Origin of the sequence: Pseudoalteromonas sp. S554 (genome assembly GCF_005930865.1) — a bacterium.
In the GTDB taxonomy this organism is placed as follows: Bacteria; Pseudomonadota; Gammaproteobacteria; order Enterobacterales; family Alteromonadaceae; genus Pseudoalteromonas; species Pseudoalteromonas marina.
Genome location: NZ_PNDV01000092.1, coordinates 25,625 through 44,516 on the forward strand (window position 1 = coordinate 25,625; position 18,892 = coordinate 44,516).

The following is an 18,892-nucleotide window of genomic DNA, read 5'->3' on the forward strand; positions in this document are numbered from 1 at the left end:
AATTATTTACTGAGTATCTCATAATACGCTGCAATATTAATCCTTGATCATGAAAAATCCTTAGCTTTAAGCGATTAATTATTGCCAAGCTTGTGGTAGAATCCTTGCCTAATTTTTTCACATCGTAAGATTTTGCTGATAATGACTGCATCTTCACTTAATTCACGAGAAAAGCGCGCCGCTGTATCGCTAGCGAGTGTGTTTGCATTTAGAATGCTCGGCTTATTTATGCTGATGCCGGTATTAGCGATTTATGGCCAGTCGCTTGACGGTTTTTCACCTATTTGGATTGGCTTTGCTATTGGTGCGTATGGCCTAACGCAGGCTGTGTTGCAAATACCTATGGGCCGTTTGTCAGACAAAATAGGCCGTAAAAAAGTTATTATTGGTGGCTTAGTTGTGTTTGCTATTGGCTCAGTCATAGCCGCATTAGCTGAATCTATTCAAATGGTAACCGTAGGGCGTGCATTACAAGGCATGGGCGCTATTGCTAGTGCTTTGCTTGCATTTGCCAGCGACTTAAGCCGAGACGAACAACGACCCAAAGTAATGGCGGTTATAGGTATGAGCATAGGCATGAGCTTTGCTTTTGCTATGTTATTAGGGCCTATTGTTGCCGCGTCGTGGGGTGTTGCTGGCGTTTTTTGGCTAACAGCAATACTTGCGGTATGTGGTATTTTTATTATTACGTTTTTAGTGCCCAAAGCGGTTAATAAAGCCCCCAAAGGCGACACGCTTGCAAGCTTTAGCGATATTAAAAAGCTGATTAAACACCCGCAGTTAGCACGCTTAAATGCCGGTGTATTACTGTTGCATTTAACATTAACAACCATTTTTGTTGTGTTACCCAGCCAACTAATAAAAGAAGGCCTAGCGGCAGAACAACATTGGTATTTGTATATTCCAGTCTTGCTTTTAGCATTTCTATTAATGGTGCCCATTATGATTGTGGCCATAAAAAAAGAAAAAGAAAAGCAAGCATTTATAAGTTCTGTAGCGCTGTTAACAGTCAGCATGCTTGCCATGTCAGTATGGATTAATAGTGTGGTAGGAATTGCAATATGTATGTTGCTTTATTTTGTTGCGTTTAACTTTTTAGAAGCAACAATGCCCGCGCTTGTATCGCGCTTAGCGCCTGCTAGCCAAAAAGGGTCAGCCATGGGCGGGTACTCGTCTAGCCAGTTTTTAGGGGCTTTTTTAGGTGGTATTTTAGGTGGTTACGTAGCACAAACAATAAGTACGCAAGCTGTGTTTGCGGCAGCGGCACTTGTTGGGTTAATATGGCTTGTTGTTGCGTGGAAAATGGAAGTACCACCCAAAAGTAAAGTTATTAGTTTAATGACCAAATTAAGTACTGAGGAGCATGCCCAAACATTGGCTTCTCAGTTAGTTGCTTTACCCGGTGTAATAGAAGCAACAGTAGTACGCGACGAAAGCCGTAGCTACTTAAAGATTAATGATAAAGAATTTGACCTAGACCAAGCGCGAAAAGTCGCTGGTTTAATCTAACGTTTATAGGAGATGGTTTCATGGCACGCGGTGTGAACAAAGTAATTTTGGTTGGTAATTTAGGGCAAGATCCTGAAGTTCGTTACATGCCTAACGGTAACGGTGTAGCAAATATTACCTTAGCAACTTCAGACAGCTATAAAGATAAAAACACTGGCCAAATGGTTGATAAAACTGAATGGCACCGTGTTGTATTTTTTGGGAAACTGGCTGAAATTGTAGGCGAATATTGTCGTAAAGGTTCACAAATATACGTAGAAGGTAAACTTCAAACACGTAAATGGACTGATCAACAAGGCCAAGAAAAATACACCACAGAAATCGTTGTTGATGGCTTTACAGGTCAAATGCAAATGCTAGGTGCTCGCGGTGGAGACCAGCAAAGTGGTGGCGGTTACCAAGGCAATCAAGGTGGCCAGCAAAACAGTGGTTATCAAGGTAATCAAGGTAGCCAACAAGGCGGTTATTCACAAAATAATCAAAACCAGCAAGGTAGTTATGCACCACAGCAGCAAGCTGCACCTGCTGCACAGCCTCAATCGGCGCCTGCACCACAGCAAAATAACCAGTATCAGCCACAAGGCGGTGGTTTTGCTCCACAGCAAAATAGTGCACCACAGCAGCAAGGTGGTTTTGCACCTAAGCCTCAAAATGCACCACAAGGCGGCGCATCAAATCCAATGGAACCAACAATAGATTTTGACGACGACATTCCGTTCTAGACAAAGACAAAAATAAAAATGTTGAAAAGATATTTTGAAAGCCGCTATTAAGCGGCTTTTTTATGTCTTTCACTCCATCAATGTTAGCCAATTTTCTCGTGTTGCTAATAATGGTAATTAGCTTAAGTACTGTTTTACATTTAAAGTTAATTGGCTACCTTGTGCTTATGGCTTTTTTGAACAACACTTTAGTGACTAATATTACGTGTGGGTGAGTTATGTCTAAGGGGCAGTATTGGTTATTAAGATATTTTAAGCCGATTTGTTTGGTCATGCTTGTTGTATCGCTTATTGGCTTTAACCTCATTTTAAGCAATGCGTTACATTTAAAAGTACATAGCGCTGGCCAGCAGCTCACAAAGCAAGTTTATGAGTTACAATTAAATGCCCCTTTGAATCAAAAAACACTGTCTGTTTTAGCACAAAGCAATGGCTTTATGCTTGCACCTGAGTCGTCTTCCCTCCACTTTAAAAACATTATAAAGCCGCAGCTTGAGGTGTTTTCATATAAAACATTGAACTTAGGCCTTTACCATTCACCTGTGTGGATAATGGAAAGCTACTTATTTATTTTACTTAACCTGGTGATAGTGGGTGCCGCTATTTCATTATACCGTTGGGGAAGCGCTGCTAACTTTAGACAATTAAAACACCAAAACCGTCATCACAATTCAACAAAATTGGCGCGTAGTATTTCCAGTTTAAATGTGGTTAAAAATGTTGAAAGTGAGGAGTTAGCCTCACTATATGCTGCCGCTGAACAGTATCATAGTTTGTTTGTTTTGGTCAGTTGGGAGTGTAAGTTTGACAAAAATACCGACTTAGAAACTAGTTTTAAAGTTTTTATTCTAAAAGGTATTCCAGAGATAAAAAAAGTAGCTGTGAAACTTATTAATCCAGACAAGCTAACCATTATGCTTTACAACGTATCTATTGCAGAGCTTGATCGGTACACGGAGCGTTTGCATAAAATAATTTTTAATGTGTGCCAAAGCCATCAAAAAAATACGACTCGTAAGCATGTTAAATTGGGGGCGTGTAATTTTCGTCTAGGAGCAGATCAATCAAAGGTTTTGCAAATAGCGCAGTCGGCCCTAACGCTTTCAAAAAATAGTATGTTATTACACCGTCACCGGTTGGCGCTGAGCAAAAGCCAAGAAGTGTTATTTTGTAATGAGCAGGTTATAAACAATATTAAGAAAAATAAATTTATGCTGTCTTTTCAGCCTGTTTTCGATCTGATTAGTGGTGATATTATCCAGCATGAGGCGTTAATTAGAGTAAGACACGACATGCATGGATTACTAGCTGCTCAGTATTTTATTAACCAAGTTGAGAGTAAAGATGACGCGTTAATTCTAGATAAGGCGGTATTGTCGCAAATACTAACACTAGTAATGGCCGAGAAGTCGCCTTTGAGCGTAAGTATTAATATGCATCCTAAAAACTGGCTTAACAATGAGTTTTGGAGCTGGTTAACCATGCAAATGGATAAGCTTAATCTAAGCTGTCAATTACAGTTTGAAATGAGTGAGTCTTTCTTTTGCAACAACAAAAATGCGTTATCAACTACGTTAAATACAATAAAAAAACACAGATCTAATATTATTATTGATAATGTAAAAACGAGTGAAAACATTCCTTTGCTTATTCACTGTGAAGAGGTAATAGGCCTAAAGCTAAGCTATGAACTCGTTCACTTAGTTAATGAAAAATCGCATAATCAAAAATGTATTAAAGAGATTGTTGATGCAAGTAAAATGTTAAACCTTCCTGTTTATGCCGTAGGCGTTGAGACTCAAAAAGAGCTCATTATGTTAACTAAATTGGGCGTTGCTGGCGCACAAGGTTTTTATTTTTCGGAGCCTTTACAAGAGCTAACTCAGGCTGTTTTTCATTAAAATATTTAAGCTTTGTAAATTAACGCCTTATGCAATGGGGCTTAACCGAAAAGAAGTATGCCTAAATTAGTTTTCTGTATTTAAGACCCTCTAACCCCTGCAAACCACCGGTATGAATCGCAATTATTTTACTGCCAGAAGGAAAATAATCTTGCTCTATTAAGTTCCATATTGCGTACATCATTTTACCACTATAAATAGGCTCTAATGGTAAATTGTGTGTAATGTCCATATGTTGGCAAAACGCCCATAACTCAGGGGTAAATTTACCGTAACCACCTCCATGAAAGTCGCAAAGTAATTGCCAGTTAGTTTGTGACTGTGCTTTGCTGCTTAGCTCTCGGACTTCATCCGTTAAATATTGCGCTTGCTTTAAAACTGCAATTCCTATTATTTGTGTTGCTGTATTACTCCCCTCAATTAACCCTGCTAATGTTCCGCCGCTTCCTGTGGGGCAAATTAGGTAATCGTGTTCTGGTAAACTTTGTGCAAGCTCTGCACAACCAGGTACTGCATAGGTATTTGTCCCGCCTTCGGCAAGAATATACGCATCTGGAAACTTCTCTTGAAGCTCAGCAAGGTATTGTGAATCGTTTCGTAACTTATATTCAATGCGATTAACAACATGAAGCTGCATGCCACACTGCTGTGCAAATTGAATTGTTGGGTTGCTTAGATCTAAGTTAGGCCCGCGAATAATCCCATGTGTTTTTAAACCAAAGATTTTTCCAGCTGCGGCGCATGCATGTATGTGGTTTGAAAACGCCCCACCAAAAGTAAGTAGCTCAGTTTTATTCTGCGACTGCATTTGTAATAAATTATATTTTAGTTTGCGCCACTTATTCCCATTTATTAGAGGGTGAAGCAAATCATCTCGTTTTACTAGTAACTCAATGCCTTTACTTTTTAACCACGGATCATCAATTGTTTGCGTAATAGTGGTTTCATTTATTTTGAAAGATGCAGGCATTTTTTCTCAATTAAAAGGATTAATAAAATACATGACCAATTTTATAGCTTATAAACAAAAGGGGCTATCCAAAATTACAACGGATTGTTGTGTGTAACAGTGCGTTGATTAAATTTTGAGTAGCTAGATTGGTAAACATGTTTTAAAGTTAACCAATTGTAAAGGGAGTTTAGTTATGAAGAAGCAATTTCAAGAAACAATACTTATAAAAAAACAGGTTGGCTTTTCGTTTCTGCAGCTAATAATTGTTATTGTCACTTTTGGTGCGTTAGCTGTTTATTTTGCCCCGCGCTTTTTAAACCTTCAAGGTGAGGCACACGCATCCATTCTTGAAACACTGCAAGTATCAATTCAAGCTGAAATAAGCGTTGTACATGGAAAAGCCATTGTAAAAAGTGTGCATAATAAAGCTAATGCTAGTATCGAGCTTGGTTCAGGAAAAATGGTTGATATTGTTTACGGCTATCCTGCTGCAACCGAGGCCGCTTTTAAGGCATTTTTAGATACTAAGTTTGCGAGTGATAATACTGGGGAATTTAATATTACTAGCAACCCACAAGTTGCAAAAGCTATTATTTATCCCAACAGTTATTCTGCAGTAGAGAATTGCCGTATTGAATATGTTGAAGCCAAAAAAAACACTAAACAAAATATAATTACTGCGCCCGCTTTAAGCGTATTTACGTCTGAGTGTTAGTACAAAAAATAAGTGTTTATAAGTTTGCTAGTTTATTTGATAACGTTATTTTTAATGGTTAACGGTTAAATAACGCAAATACGCTAGCTTTAATACAAAGTGACACTTAACGGTGATCAATAACCTAAAATAAAATAGTTTCACTGTTAAGTGTAAGCTTATGAATTTAATGAGAATCTAAGCATTGTTTCACAATTTATCGGGTTTAGAGTAAATGATCAGGTTATTTACTAGCGTGAAACGGGCGAATAGTTGTAAACTAAGATAATAATTGAACAAAGCTTGTGTTTTGCGCTGCAAGTACATAGCATAAGACTTTAATTATAAAAAAATAATAACGACCAAATAATTGCCGCTTTTTGGGACTGGAATATATGCGAATTACTCCTTTATCTCTGTTAATTACAGCTAGTTTGTTAGCAAGTAGTGCATTTGCACAAGACACAGCTACCGTAACTGGAATTGAGTCAGAGATTAGTGTTAAACAGACAGAATACGATAACTCGACAAGAATACTTGATAAACATTTAAAAGAAGAAAGTCAGTTACAAAATCAATTAGAGCTACTTCGTTCTCGTTCAACTGAGCTAGATAAAGAAAAAAACCAAGCGCTCGACGCGATGAACGAAATGTATCGCCGTTTAATTGATGATCCATCAATAAATATTACAAGTGCTCAATCTCGCTATCAACAGGCGGTAGTTGATCACAAGCAAAATAAAGATGATATCTCTATGCAGTTGGCGGCAATTGCATCTCACCGAAAAGATATTGAGCAAATACGAGTTGCTAAGCACACTTTACTAAATACCTTAGAAAGTTTAAAAGAGCAGTTAACAACAGCTCGTGTTGAGCGCTTGCGTAACGAGTTTACGCGTGAAGGTACGCTTGAGGTTAACCATACAATAAATTGTAAGCGCACCGAAACACTTGCAGCCTGTGAGCAACGTGGTCAGCAAATGGGTTTACAAAAAGCAACCAAACGCTTTGTAGATCAAATTTTTGCAAACTTAACCGAAGAGCGCATAGTTGAACCAAAACGCAATTTAGCAGGGGCGCAAGTACAAATTTTAAGTAGCCATGTGGTTAATAGTGCGTTTAGCGGCCAAGGTAATTACAACGTTAACTTAAGCGTTTCAATGCGCGGCGAAGTGAATAGCAGCCGTTTATGTAACCTATTAAGTATAGATAACCGTTATTGTTCAGAATACGGTTCACCGCTAAATACAGCTTACCAGCCAACTTATGGCACTACCTATTCAGATAGTCAGTTAACATTCAGCAATAGCGCGGATAATAACAATACAGTTTCGGTATCGCGTTTAAACAACAAGCCTGTACGCGATTATTCTGTTAAGCAGCCAGTTCAGTCTAAGTCTGATTACACGGTTGTTGAACAAAAAAAAGATCAGTCGGTAGAGTTAACACTTCGCTCTAATGTATACGATGATGAAGTATTCATTAACGGTGTAAGCTTTGGTTCTACTCGTTTAATTACGCGTTTACCAAAAGGTGTGCATGAAATTGAAATTCGTAAATTAGGTTACAAGCCTTACCAAGCACGTGTAAACCTAAATAAAGCGCAAACAATTAATGCTAACTTAGTAAAAAAGCCTAAGTCGATTGCTGCACCGACCTATACTCGCGAGCAACCAGAAACACAAACACGCAGAGTAAGCGAAAATGTTAACGTTTTAAACGCAAATGTAGAAACACCTGTTGTGGTTATTCCTGCTGGCAAATTTAAAATGGGTGATATCAATGGTAACGGATTAGCTAATGAGCGCCCCGTTATTGAAAAAGCCATTGCTAACTCTTTTGCTATGCAAAGCAAGGAAGTGACTGTAGGCGACTATGAAAAATTTGTTGCTAATACGGCGTATAAAACAGAAGCAGAAATAAATAAAGGCTGCGCATATTATTTAAATGGCGAGCCAGTATGGGAAGCGGCTTTAAACTGGCGCAATCCTGGCTTTGAACAGGGCAGTGACTTTCCGGCTGTATGTTTAACTTATAACGATGCAAAAGCATATGCTGACTGGTTATCTGGCCAGACAGGGCAGCAGTTTCGTTTACCTAGCGAAGTTGAGTGGGAATATGCAGCTCGTGCAGGTACAGAAACTGAGTACCCTTGGGGTAACGAAATTGGTAAAAACTTAGCTAACTGTGGTTGGTGTGGTAGTGAATGGTCAAACAAGCGCGCAGCACCGGTTGGGTCTTTTTCTCCAAATGCGTTTGGACTTTACGATACGGTAGGTAACGTATGGGAATGGACCGGTAAAAAATCAGGTGAATCGGATGTGGCAGTAAGAGGCGGGGCATGGAACTTTGCACCAAGCCTTGCACGTGTATCAACACGATTAATTTTAGCGGCTGATTTTAGATCAAACTACATTGGTTTTCGCTTAGTTCGCGAGAGATAAAATTATAAGGAAGCTTTGCTTCCTTTTTTAACAAATTCACAAAGGCGCTGCACTTTATATTGCTCATCAAAATGAGCATGTTAAAGTGAGGCAGCTAATATAAGAACGTATTTCAAAGGTCATCCAGCCTCATGTTTAAAAAACTCCGTGGTATTTTTTCTAACGATCTGTCGATCGACTTGGGTACAGCCAATACCCTAATTTATGTAAAAGAAGAAGGTATTGTTCTAAACGAGCCTTCAGTAGTTGCTATCCGTCAAGAGCGTGCTGGTGGACCTAAAAGTGTTGCATCGGTAGGTACTGAAGCAAAACAGATGCTAGGTCGTACGCCGGGTAATATTAAAGCAATCCGCCCAATGAAAGACGGTGTAATTGCTGACTTTTATGTAACAGAAAAAATGTTACAACACTTCATCAAGCAAGTGCATAACAATAACTTTATGCGCCCAAGTCCGCGCGTACTAATTTGTGTACCATGTGGTGCAACGCAAGTAGAAAAACGCGCAATTCGTGAATCTGCAATGGGCGCTGGCGCCCGAGAAGTTTACCTAATTGAAGAACCAATGGCTGCGGCAATTGGTGCGGGTTTACCGGTATCAGAAGCAACAGGATCTATGGTTGTTGATATTGGTGGTGGTACAACTGAAGTTGCTATTATTTCACTAAATGGTGTTGTTTACTCATCATCAGTACGTATTGGTGGCGATAAATTTGACGAAGCTATTATTAACTATGTACGCCGTAACTTTGGTAGTTTAATTGGTGAAGCAACCGCTGAAAACATTAAGCACCAAATTGGTTCTGCGTTTAAAACGGATGAGCCAATTGAAATCGAAGTACGTGGCCGTAACTTAGCTGAAGGTGTTCCACGTTCATTTACGCTTAACTCACATGAAATCTTAGAAGCGCTTCAAGAGCCTCTAATGGGTATTGTAAGTGCAGTAATGGTTGCCCTTGAGCAATCGCCACCAGAGCTTGCATCAGATATTTCTGCGCACGGTATGGTACTGACTGGCGGTGGTGCACTATTAAAAGATTTAGATCGCTTATTAATGGAAGAAACAGGCATTCCTGTTGTTGTTGCTGACGATCCATTAACGTGTGTAGCACGTGGCGGCGGTAAAGCATTAGAAATGATTGATGTTCACGGTGGTGACGTTTTTAGTTACGACTAATGAAATTAATGTTTGGGCGCACTGTCTCTTTGCAACTGCGACTTTTTGTCGCAGTGCTTTTGAGTATCGTACTCATAGCTGGAGATAGGTACACAGAAGGTGGAACCGTTGTGCGCACCAGTTTAAATACACTGGTTAGCCCGCTTATTTATGTTGCCAACTTACCTTATGAGTTATTTAGCATTGGTGCTAAAAGCTTACACACGCGAGACCAACTCCTTACTGAAAACGAAGCACTGAAAAAAAAGCAAATGCTACAAAGTGAGCAGCTGCAACAGTACCAATTTTTAGCCAGAGAAAACCAAAAGTTACGTGCATTACTAGGCTCGTCAGCAAAACAATCTAATCGTAAAATTATTGCACAAGTATTATCGGTTCACTCAAACCCATATAGCCATCAAGTCGTTATTAACCGTGGTACTACAGACGGTATAAGTGAAGGGCAAGCGGTAATAGACGAAATGGGGGTGGTAGGGCAGCTTACTAAAGTAGGTTCCACTACGTCGCGCGTATTATTGATGACCGATACAACTCACGCAACACCTGTGCGTATACTTAGAAATGACGTACGAACCGTAGTTGAAGGCATTGGTAAAATTAATGTGGTTAAGCTTTCGCATGTTCCACACAGCTTAGATGTGCGTATTGGTGATGTATTGGTGACTTCAGGGCTTGGGGGCACATTTCCTGAGGGGTATCCTGTCGCCATTGTGACAGAAATTAACCGAGATGAAGGTCGTCCATTTGCACAAGTATATGCAGAGCCTATTGCGTTGCTTGACCGTATTCGCTTACTTGTAATTCTATGGCGCAGCCAGCAGGAGCAAATAAACGATGATTAACCGTTATTCATTGTTAATTGCGCTGAGCATATTTTTTGCTTTAATTATGGCGCTAATGCCGCTGCCATTTTCGTTTGAACCATTTAGACCGGATTGGGTCTTATTAGTACTTATGTATTGGTCATTGGCGGTGCCACATCGGTTAAATATTGGTACTGCTTGGGTCGTAGGTTTACTCATTGATTTAGCGTCAGGCTCACCTTTAGGTGTTAACTCGCTGACATTTTCGGTATGTATATTTATTACCGCAAGTAACTTTCAAAAAATTCGTAACTTCTCGCTTTGGCAGCAAAGTTTGTTAATTGGTTTGTTTTTAACGCTGTATCATTTAATGCAGTTTTGGCTAAACCATTTTTTGCTTGGTGTTTACTTTAACCCACAATACTTATGGCCGGTATTTACTGGCATGATTAGTTGGTTTTGGGTGTTTTTATTACTTCGTAAATACCGCAGACATTTTAGGATCAGATAATGAATACTGCCGTATATCTGGCATCAGCTTCTCCTCGTCGTAAAGAGCTATTGGCTCAACTTGGTATCGAATTTTCGCAATTTAGTGTTGATGCAGACGAGAGCCAACTCCCTAATGAACTTCCTCATGCCTATGTAGAGCGCTTAGCGAGGCTAAAAGCTTGCTCAGGTGTCAAGCTTGGTTACACAGACCGGCCAGTACTAGGTAGTGACACAGTAGTTGTTATTGATAATGAATCGTTGTGTAAACCACGCGATGAAGCCGATTTTACGCATACACTTAAACGCTTGTCTGGAAACACTCACCAGGTACTAACCGCTATTGCTTTTGCGACTGAAGATAAAGTGCTTAGCCAAGTTATCAGTACCGATGTGACATTTAAAAAACTGAGCGATGAAGAGATTAAAGCCTACTGGCAAAGTGGTGAGCCGCAAGATAAAGCCGGTGGTTATGGTATTCAGGGGCTAGGTGGTCGCTTTGTTACACATATTGCGGGTAGCTATTTTAGTGTTGTCGGTTTACCTTTATATGAGACTGAACAATTATTACACGCACTTCTAAGAGGGTAGCATGAGTACAGAATTACTGATCAACGTAACACCGAGTGAAAGTCGTGTTGCCCTAATCGAAAACGGTGTGCTGCAAGAGATTCAGTTAGAACGAATTGGTAACCTAGGCATTGTTGGCAATATCTATCTAGGAAAAATAAGCCGCGTTTTACCTGGAATGCAGGCCGCTTTTGTTGATATTGGCTTAGAGAAAGCCGCATTTTTACATGCATCTGACATAGTAAACAGTGCCTCCATTGTTGAAGGTGTTGACGATGTACCAATAAAAAAAGTGCAAGATATACGAGAGTTAGTGCGCCAAGGTCAATACATTATGGTGCAAGTGGTTAAAGATCCATTAGGCACAAAAGGCGCGAGACTCACTACCGACATCACTATTCCATCTCGCTACTTAGTATTTATGCCAGACGCAACGCATGTTGGTGTAAGCCAACGGATAGAAACTGAAGAAGAGCGATCACGCCTTAAAAAAATTGTTGCCGAATATGGCGATGAAAATGGCAGTTTTATAGTACGTACCGCGGCTGAAGGTGCAAGCGAAGCAGAGTTAAGGCACGATGCTGGTTTTTTAAGAAAATTATGGGAAAAAATAACCGCACGCCGTAAAAAAACCAGTAAAGCAACCATATTACATGAAGACCTAACGCTTGCCTTTAGAACACTGCGTGATTACGTAGGTGAAGATATGGAGCGTATTCGTGTTGACTCAAAGCTTACCTACCAAGAGCTAAAAATATTTACCGAAGAATTTGTGCCGCAACTTTCACAGGTACTCGAGTACTACCCGGGTGAGCGACCTATATTCGATTTATTTGATGTAGAAAACGAAGTGCAAAAAGCGTTGCATCGCAAAGTCACGTTAAAGTCAGGCGGGTACATCATTATTGATCAAACAGAAGCGATGACTACGGTTGACGTAAACACCGGTGCGTTTGTCGGCCATCGTAATTTAGAAGAGACTATTTTTAACACTAATGTCGAGGCAACGTCGGCCATTGCGCGCCAGTTAAGACTTCGTAATTTAGGTGGAATAATTATTATCGACTTTATCGATATGGTCAGCGAAGAGCATAAAAGCCGTGTATTACATTCGTTAGAATCTGCGTTAGCTAAAGATCGCACTAAAACAAATATCAATGGTTTGTCGGCACTTGGGCTAGTTGAAATGACCCGAAAACGCACCCGCGAAAGCTTAGAGCATATTTTATGTGATGTATGCCCAGCATGTTCAGGCCGTGGCTCACAAAAAACAGTCGAAACGGTATGCTACGAAATATTACGTGAAATTGTTCGCGTAAACCGCGCCTACGCAGCCGATAAATTTATGGTTTATGCAGCCCCAGCAGTAAGTGAAGCCTTACTTAATGATGAATACCACAACTTGGCGGAGCTTGAACTATTTATAGGTAAGCAAGTACACATACAAACAGAAAGCTTATACAGCCAAGAACAGTTTGATGTGGTAATGATGTAATGAATGCAAAAGCGGTCTGTTTTTTTTGTTTTAGAAAGTTATGGCAAACCTGTGCCATAATTTTAGTATTACTGGCCGTTATTGTTTCAATATTAAAGTACACACTCCCTTACGCAAATGATTACAAAGGCGATATAGAAACCTACCTAGACGAAAAGTTTGCTATTAGTTTATCTATTGGCGCTATTTCAGCAAGCTGGCAGGGAAATGGTCCTGCCCTCGTGCTTGAAGAGCTATCGTTTAAAGACAACGAAACTGCGCCAATTTCCCTCACTATTGCAAAAACTAGCTTAGAGCTTAATTTATGGGAAAGCATTAAAACCCTGCAGTTAAAGTCTAACTACTTTGTTATAAATGGCTTTCATACCACGGTAAACGTGGCAGACCTGTTTGAGAGCGGTAATCAAGATGATGTTTCGTTTGAGCAAAAAGAGCTTATAGAAGGGCTGTTTTTAGGTAATACCGGTCATTTTGCAATAGAAAACTCCAGTATTAATTTTGTTTTAGACGATAACAAAGAGCGAAAACTCCTGCTTGAAAATATCATTTGGCAAAATGAAGAGTCTCAACATTTAGGTAGCGGAACATTAGCTTTACCTGGTATCACAGTAGGCACCTTTGATGCACGCATTGCTCTCAAAGGTGAAAGCTTAGAAGAAGTTGCTGGCAATATGTATGTCCAAGCCAATAAGGTGGATGTGTCTAATTGGTTGGCGCAATATATAAATACTGAAAAACAACAATTAACCAGCGATATCAATTTACAAGCTTGGCTAAAAATTGAAAAAGGCCTAATTGACGATATAAAAATGCAGTGGCTACCTAGTTCTGTTACTTGGTTTAATGAATCTCAAAGCCAGCAAGTTAGTTTAAGTGAAGGTGGCTTTCATCTTTATCCCGAGCAAGGTAATTGGTTTTTAAAAAGCACTGGTTTAGCGTTTAATAACAATAATACAACATGGCCAAGCTTAGAGTTTGAGGCTCAACTTGGTGAAAATAATCAAATTTGGTTAAATCAAATAGATATAGCGCTACTGGCTAACTTGGCAGCGCTGACAAATTTTGACTCTCTCGACGCGTTTTTAAAACGCAAACCAAGTGGCCAAATACAGCAGGCGTACGTTAATTACGAGAGTAACCAGCAGTGGCAAGTATGGTTTAACGCTAATAACATAGGCTGGCAAGAGCTTAATTCAGTGCCAGCTGCGCAAGGTTTACGCGTAAGCGGTTTATTAAACCAAGATAAAGGCCGTATCAGCTTATTTGGAGAAAACGGCACTTTAATAACTGGCGATAGTTTTAGTGACAACATTAATTATAACCAGCTCAATATAGAATTAGACCTCGCAAAGCAAAATAATAACTGGCGTATTAGCAGTGATAATATTTGGTTTGATAACAATGAGATAACGCTAGCCGCAGAGATGCAACTGAGCTTTGGTGATGCACCGCGTCTTGATTTATACGCAGAGGCATTTGCAGAGGATGCCAGTATTGCCGGTCATTATTTTCCGTTAAAAGCGATGAGCCCAGAATTAGTTAGCTACCTAAACGGGGCTATAAAAGGCGGTGAAATATCAAAAGCGCAGGTTCTATTTGCAGGTCCGTTATCAGGATTTCCATTTAAAGATGGCTCAGGGCAATTTGATGTACTTGCTCAAATTGACAATGCCACGTACCAGTTCGATCCGCAGTGGCCAGCAGTAACAGATGCAAAGGTAAAGCTACATTTTGCTAATGAACGCATGGACATTTACAGCCAACAAGGCTCTTTGGTTAATTTAGATGTGGGTAATAGCGTTAAAGTTAGCATTAATGATTTAATTAATGCCGATGAGCTGGTGGTGCAAATAGATAAAAAAGCACCGATAGAAAACCTGTACACCTTTTTTAAAGCCACGCCCATTGCGAGCCCGTTAGCTGATATTTTTGAGGTAATACAAGGCCAAGGTGAAGCCGATGCCAGCATTGAGTTACTGGTAGGTTCAAAGTTTGAAGGTGGTGCAAGTGTTAGCGGCACTGTCAAGCTAGATGATTTACCCGTATTTATTGCCACACCCGGTATTGCGTTAAATAACTTAACCGGCGTGCTTAACTTTAAAAACGATAATATCGAACTTAAAAATGCCACCGCTACATGGCTTGGGATGCCGCTGGCACTTAATTACAACAGCCAAAGTGAAGCGAGTGACTACAAAGCAAACATAAATATTAATGTACAACTTGATGCCAATACTTTAATCGATAGCGGGCAAGGTATTTTAAAAGGGTCACTAGAAGGACAAAGTGCAGTTGATATTGGACTTGTGCTTAATTTTACCGAGCAAGGGTTTAATTATCGTGCACAGGTTAAATCTGACCTTGTTGGGTTAACAAGTAAATTGCCAGCACCATACAAAAAAGCCGAGACACAACCGTGGGTTCTTGATGCGGTTGTTCAAGGCGATGACATTTCAAACCTTATAACTGCACAGGTAAATAAGCAGTTTTATTTTAATGCAATATTAGAAAATGGAAAATCGCAATTTAGTAATGCGCATTTTGTTATCGGTAAGCAAGATTTAGGGCTAAATTCACAAGATTTAAGCGTTTCAATAAACCTAGAGCAAACCGAACTTGTACCTTGGGTTGATCTTATTGATCAAATCATTAGTGCGGCCCAAAACGAGGATGACCCTGAATCACAAGGCATCATGCCACCGCTTAACGAGATTGTCGCAAATATTGGCATGCTCGATTTTAGTAGTATGGTGTTTAATGACTTTGAAATGCGCCTAGCCCCTGAGCAAAGCAATGTGTATTTAAAATTAAACGCCAAAGAATTACGTGCAGGTGTATTTATTCCTACCTCGCAGCGCAGCCAGCCTATTCGATTTAACGCTGATTATTTACGCGTGAATTTTGCAGAGCAAATTGAAGCGCCCATCACTGAGGCTGCAAAAGCAGACCCTGACACCGATTTAACGTGGCTGACGAACTTACCGGCTGTAGAGTTTGAATGTGCAGATTGTAAAATTACCAACTATCAGTTAGACAAAGTAAGCGCGTCGTTACTTGGCGACGGTAAACGTTTGGTTATTTCTGAGTTGGTTGTTGATAAAGGCGATCATATTTTGCGCACGAAAGGGCAATGGAAAGATGGTACCACACAGTTAAGCGGTGAAGTTAAAAGTGATGATATAGGCGCGTTGTTTGATGAGTTTGATATTACCACGGCTATTAAAGGCTCTAAAGCCACTATAAATTACAATCTTGCTTGGCAAGCCGCACCTTACTTATTTGATGTTCCGAGCCTCAGTGGTGAAATTGATTGGGATTTAGGAGAAGGGCACCTAACAGAAATTAGTGATGGTGGCGCACGGGTTTTTTCGTTGTTGAGCTTAGATTCGTTGGTTCGAAAACTAAAACTTGATTTTAGAGACGTATTTTCAAAAGGGTTTTTCTACAACAGCATGCAAGGTTCTATGCAATTAGAGAACGGTATCGCTTATACAAAAGACACTAAGATGGATGGCGTTCCGGCTGATTTAACCATTAAAGGCTACGCAAATTTAAATACGCTTGATATCAACTACGATCTCGCTGTTGCACCGCAGGTCACCTCAAGTATTCCCGTTATTGTGGCGTGGATGGTAAACCCAGTAACAGGGCTAGCAGCATTGGCACTAGATAAAGTAATACACTCTGCGCGCGTAATTTCTGAAATTAACTTTAAAGTGACTGGCACCATGAGTGAGCCTGTTGTTCAGGAGCTAGATAGAAAAAGCCGTGAAGTTACATTACCACAAGCGGCGCAAAACCAGCCCCAAGCCTCAGTCGATTTAAAACTTAAAGATGCTGAAGTAACCGCAACTAATGACTAATTTAGCGACCCCTAATAACCACAATATACTTGCTTTACAAATGTGTTCTGGTCTAAATGCTGACGACAATATTGCAGAACTTAAAAAAGCATTAAACACACTTCCCGCAACACGGCCATTGCTTGTATGTCTCCCTGAGGCCTTTTTAGTGTTTAGCAAAAGCGGTCACGATACGCTCTTAACAGCTAAACACATCGAGCAATACAAACGTCAAATAAGCCAATTATGTAAACACCATAATATTTGGTTAAACGCAGGCACAATACCTGAACCATACAATAATACTAAATATTATGCCGCCTCACATTTATATAATAATCAAGGTGAGTGCGTCGCAACGTATAATAAAATACATCTATTTGATGTAAACGTTGATGATAAAACAGGGAGTTACCGCGAATCTGATTTTACCCAAGCAGGAAGTGATGTGGTTGTGGTTGAATCTCCCTTTGGTAAACTAGGTCTAACAGTGTGTTATGATCTGCGTTTTAGTGCCTTATTTAATGCGCTTGCACGTAAAGGTGCTGAAGTTATTTTAGTGCCAAGTGCATTTACAATGGTTACTGGTCAAGCACACTGGCAACCATTATTAGCGGCGCGAGCGATAGAAACCCAATGTTATGTGGTTGCTGCAGCCCAATACGGCACACATGAAAATGGCCGCCAAACATATGGCCACAGTATTATTATTTCACCCTGGGGTAATACTTTAAGTAATTTACCCAGCGGTACAGGTTTTATTAGCGCTAACGCTGATTTAGAGCCGTTACAAAAAATTAGACGAGATATGCCTGTGCAGTCTCATCAACGATTTAGAGAGCATTTATTATGAATTCGGTTGAACAGCATTTATTACACGACAGCCAACTAAATAGAGAAGAGCTCGAAAAAACGCTCGCTTACATACATCAGCACAAAGTAGATTACGCCGATTTATACTTTCAATCGAGTCATCACGAGTCGTGGGTACTGGAAGACGGCTTGGTAAAAGAAGGCTCATACAATGTTGAGCGCGGCGTTGGCGTACGTGCCGTAAGCGGCGAAAAAACAGGTTTTTCATATTCGGATGCTATCAACTTAGAAGCGCTTAATAAAGCCGCTACAGCGGCTCGCAGTATTGCCGATGCAGGTGAAGATAAAACCATTAAAGTATTTAGTGATGTATCAGCAAAAATGCAATTTGCGCCACATCAACCAATTTCAAGTATGAGCGATAGCGATAAAGTGAGTTTATTACGCGAGCTTGAAAACTACATTCGAGAACTCGCTCCTGACGCTGAGCAAGTAATTAGCTCTATGTCAGCAGTATACGAAGAAGTATTAATTGCGGCCAGTGACGGTACATTTGCTACCGATATTCGCCCGCTTATTCGTTTAAACTGCTCAGTATTGCTTGAAAAAAATGGCCGTCGTGAGCGCGGTGGCGCAGGCGGTGGAGCACGTTTAGATTACGGCTATTTTAAAGAGCTGGTAAACGGTAAACCACGTTGGATGGAGTTTGCACAAGAAGCTGTACGCCAAGCTAAAGTCAACCTAGAAGCTATTGACGCGCCAGCTGGCACTATGGAAGTGGTATTAGGAAATGGTTGGCCAGGTGTACTTTTACATGAAGCGGTAGGCCATGGCCTTGAAGGCGATTTTAACCGTAAAGGTGCATCAGCGTTTAGTGGCAAAGTAGGGCAAAAAGTGGCTTCTGAGCTATGTACCGTCGTTGACGATGGCACCATGGCTGATCGTCGTGGATCGCTTAACGTAGATGATGAAGGCACACCTGCTGCATATAACGTGCTAATCGAAAATGGTATTTTAAAAGGGTACATGCAGGATAAGCTAAACGCACGTTTAATGGGGGTAAACCCAACCGGTAATGCACGTCGTGAGTCGTATGCTCATTTACCTATGCCACGTATGACAAATACCTATATGTTAGGTGGCGAGCATAGCCAAGCCGATATTATCAGTAGCGTTAAAAAAGGCGTGTTTGCACCTAACTTTGGTGGCGGGCAGGTTGATATTACCTCGGGTAAATTTGTATTTAGTGCATCAGAAGCCTACTTAATCGAAAACGGTAAAATTACACAGCCAATCAAAGGCGCAACCCTCATTGGTAATGGCCCTGAAGTCATGCAGCATATTTCAATGGTAGGTAACGACTTAGCACTTGATAAAGGCGTTGGCGTGTGTGGTAAAGATGGGCAAAGTGTTCCGGTTGGCGTAGGGCAACCGAGCCTTAAAATTGATCAGCTAACGGTAGGTGGAACAGCTTAAAGGCCTA

Annotated in this window: 14 protein-coding genes; 13 read left to right on the plus strand and 1 reads right to left on the minus strand. The window is 40.4% G+C overall.

The features are described from left to right. Window positions 1-141: 141 nt before the first annotated feature. The 3 genes from CWB65_RS17085 to CWB65_RS17095 all read left to right on the plus strand — a co-directional run bounded on the left by CWB65_RS17085 (window position 142) and on the right by CWB65_RS17095 (window position 4,132). Window positions 142-1,509 (plus strand): MFS transporter, encoded by a 1,368-nt coding sequence (locus CWB65_RS17085; protein ID WP_010557957.1) that lies wholly within the window; start codon window positions 142-144, stop codon window positions 1,507-1,509. Window positions 1,510-1,529: 20 nt separating this feature from the next. Beyond that, entirely contained in the window at window positions 1,530-2,231 is a 702-nt protein-coding gene (ssb, locus tag CWB65_RS17090) for a single-stranded DNA-binding protein (RefSeq protein ID WP_006793117.1), read from the plus strand. Window positions 2,232-2,449: 218 nt separating this feature from the next. Beyond that, window positions 2,450-4,132 carry an EAL domain-containing protein gene (locus CWB65_RS17095; RefSeq protein ID WP_249365041.1) on the plus strand — a complete coding sequence of 561 codons (1,683 nt, stop codon included), beginning with the start codon at window positions 2,450-2,452 and terminating at the stop codon, window positions 4,130-4,132. Window positions 4,133-4,193: 61 nt separating this feature from the next. On the opposite strand, the gene CWB65_RS17100 is transcribed toward CWB65_RS17095, so the two are convergent. Beyond that, entirely contained in the window at window positions 4,194-5,102 is a 909-nt protein-coding gene (locus CWB65_RS17100) for a 1-aminocyclopropane-1-carboxylate deaminase/D-cysteine desulfhydrase (RefSeq protein ID WP_008131673.1), read from the minus strand. A gap of 175 nt (window positions 5,103-5,277) precedes the next feature. Between CWB65_RS17100 and CWB65_RS19900 the strand changes: the two genes are divergently transcribed. From CWB65_RS19900 to tldD, 10 genes are all read left to right on the plus strand, one after another. Beyond that, complete coding sequence (locus tag CWB65_RS19900) at window positions 5,278-5,799, plus strand: type II secretion system protein (protein WP_008131670.1); 522 nt, start codon at window positions 5,278-5,280, stop codon at window positions 5,797-5,799. A gap of 374 nt (window positions 5,800-6,173) precedes the next feature. Next, the gene (locus CWB65_RS17110) at window positions 6,174-8,222 is read left to right on the plus strand and encodes a formylglycine-generating enzyme family protein (RefSeq protein ID WP_008131669.1); all 2,049 of its coding nucleotides are present in this window, start codon (window positions 6,174-6,176) and stop codon (window positions 8,220-8,222) included. A 131-nt stretch (window positions 8,223-8,353) separates the two neighbouring features. Then, window positions 8,354-9,397: a rod shape-determining protein gene (locus CWB65_RS17115; protein ID WP_002958401.1), complete on the plus strand. Its 1,044-nt coding sequence runs from the start codon at window positions 8,354-8,356 to the stop codon at window positions 9,395-9,397. Further along, window positions 9,397-10,239 carry a rod shape-determining protein MreC gene (gene mreC / locus CWB65_RS17120; protein ID WP_006793122.1) on the plus strand — a complete coding sequence of 281 codons (843 nt, stop codon included), beginning with the start codon at window positions 9,397-9,399 and terminating at the stop codon, window positions 10,237-10,239. Before CWB65_RS17115 ends, mreC begins: the two co-directional genes overlap by 1 nt. Beyond that, window positions 10,232-10,711: a rod shape-determining protein MreD gene (mreD, locus tag CWB65_RS17125; protein WP_006793123.1), complete on the plus strand. Its 480-nt coding sequence runs from the start codon at window positions 10,232-10,234 to the stop codon at window positions 10,709-10,711. Before mreC ends, mreD begins: the two co-directional genes overlap by 8 nt. Next, window positions 10,711-11,280: a Maf family protein gene (locus CWB65_RS17130; RefSeq protein ID WP_138741069.1), complete on the plus strand. Its 570-nt coding sequence runs from the start codon at window positions 10,711-10,713 to the stop codon at window positions 11,278-11,280. Before mreD ends, CWB65_RS17130 begins: the two co-directional genes overlap by 1 nt. Before the next feature lies 1 nt (window position 11,281). After that, window positions 11,282-12,754: a ribonuclease G gene (rng, locus tag CWB65_RS17135; protein WP_006793125.1), complete on the plus strand. Its 1,473-nt coding sequence runs from the start codon at window positions 11,282-11,284 to the stop codon at window positions 12,752-12,754. Then, a complete protein-coding gene (locus CWB65_RS17140; RefSeq protein WP_138741070.1) occupies window positions 12,754-16,617 on the plus strand; it encodes a YhdP family protein in 3,864 nt (1,287 codons plus the stop codon). The genes rng and CWB65_RS17140 overlap by 1 nt, the downstream gene beginning before the upstream one ends. Further along, window positions 16,610-17,449 (plus strand): carbon-nitrogen hydrolase family protein, encoded by an 840-nt coding sequence (locus tag CWB65_RS17145; RefSeq protein ID WP_138741071.1) that lies wholly within the window; start codon window positions 16,610-16,612, stop codon window positions 17,447-17,449. Before CWB65_RS17140 ends, CWB65_RS17145 begins: the two co-directional genes overlap by 8 nt. After that, on the plus strand, window positions 17,446-18,885 hold the full coding sequence (gene tldD / locus CWB65_RS17150) for a metalloprotease TldD (RefSeq protein ID WP_006793128.1): 1,440 nt from the start codon (window positions 17,446-17,448) through the stop codon (window positions 18,883-18,885). The genes CWB65_RS17145 and tldD overlap by 4 nt, the downstream gene beginning before the upstream one ends. Window positions 18,886-18,892: the final 7 nt, after the last annotated feature.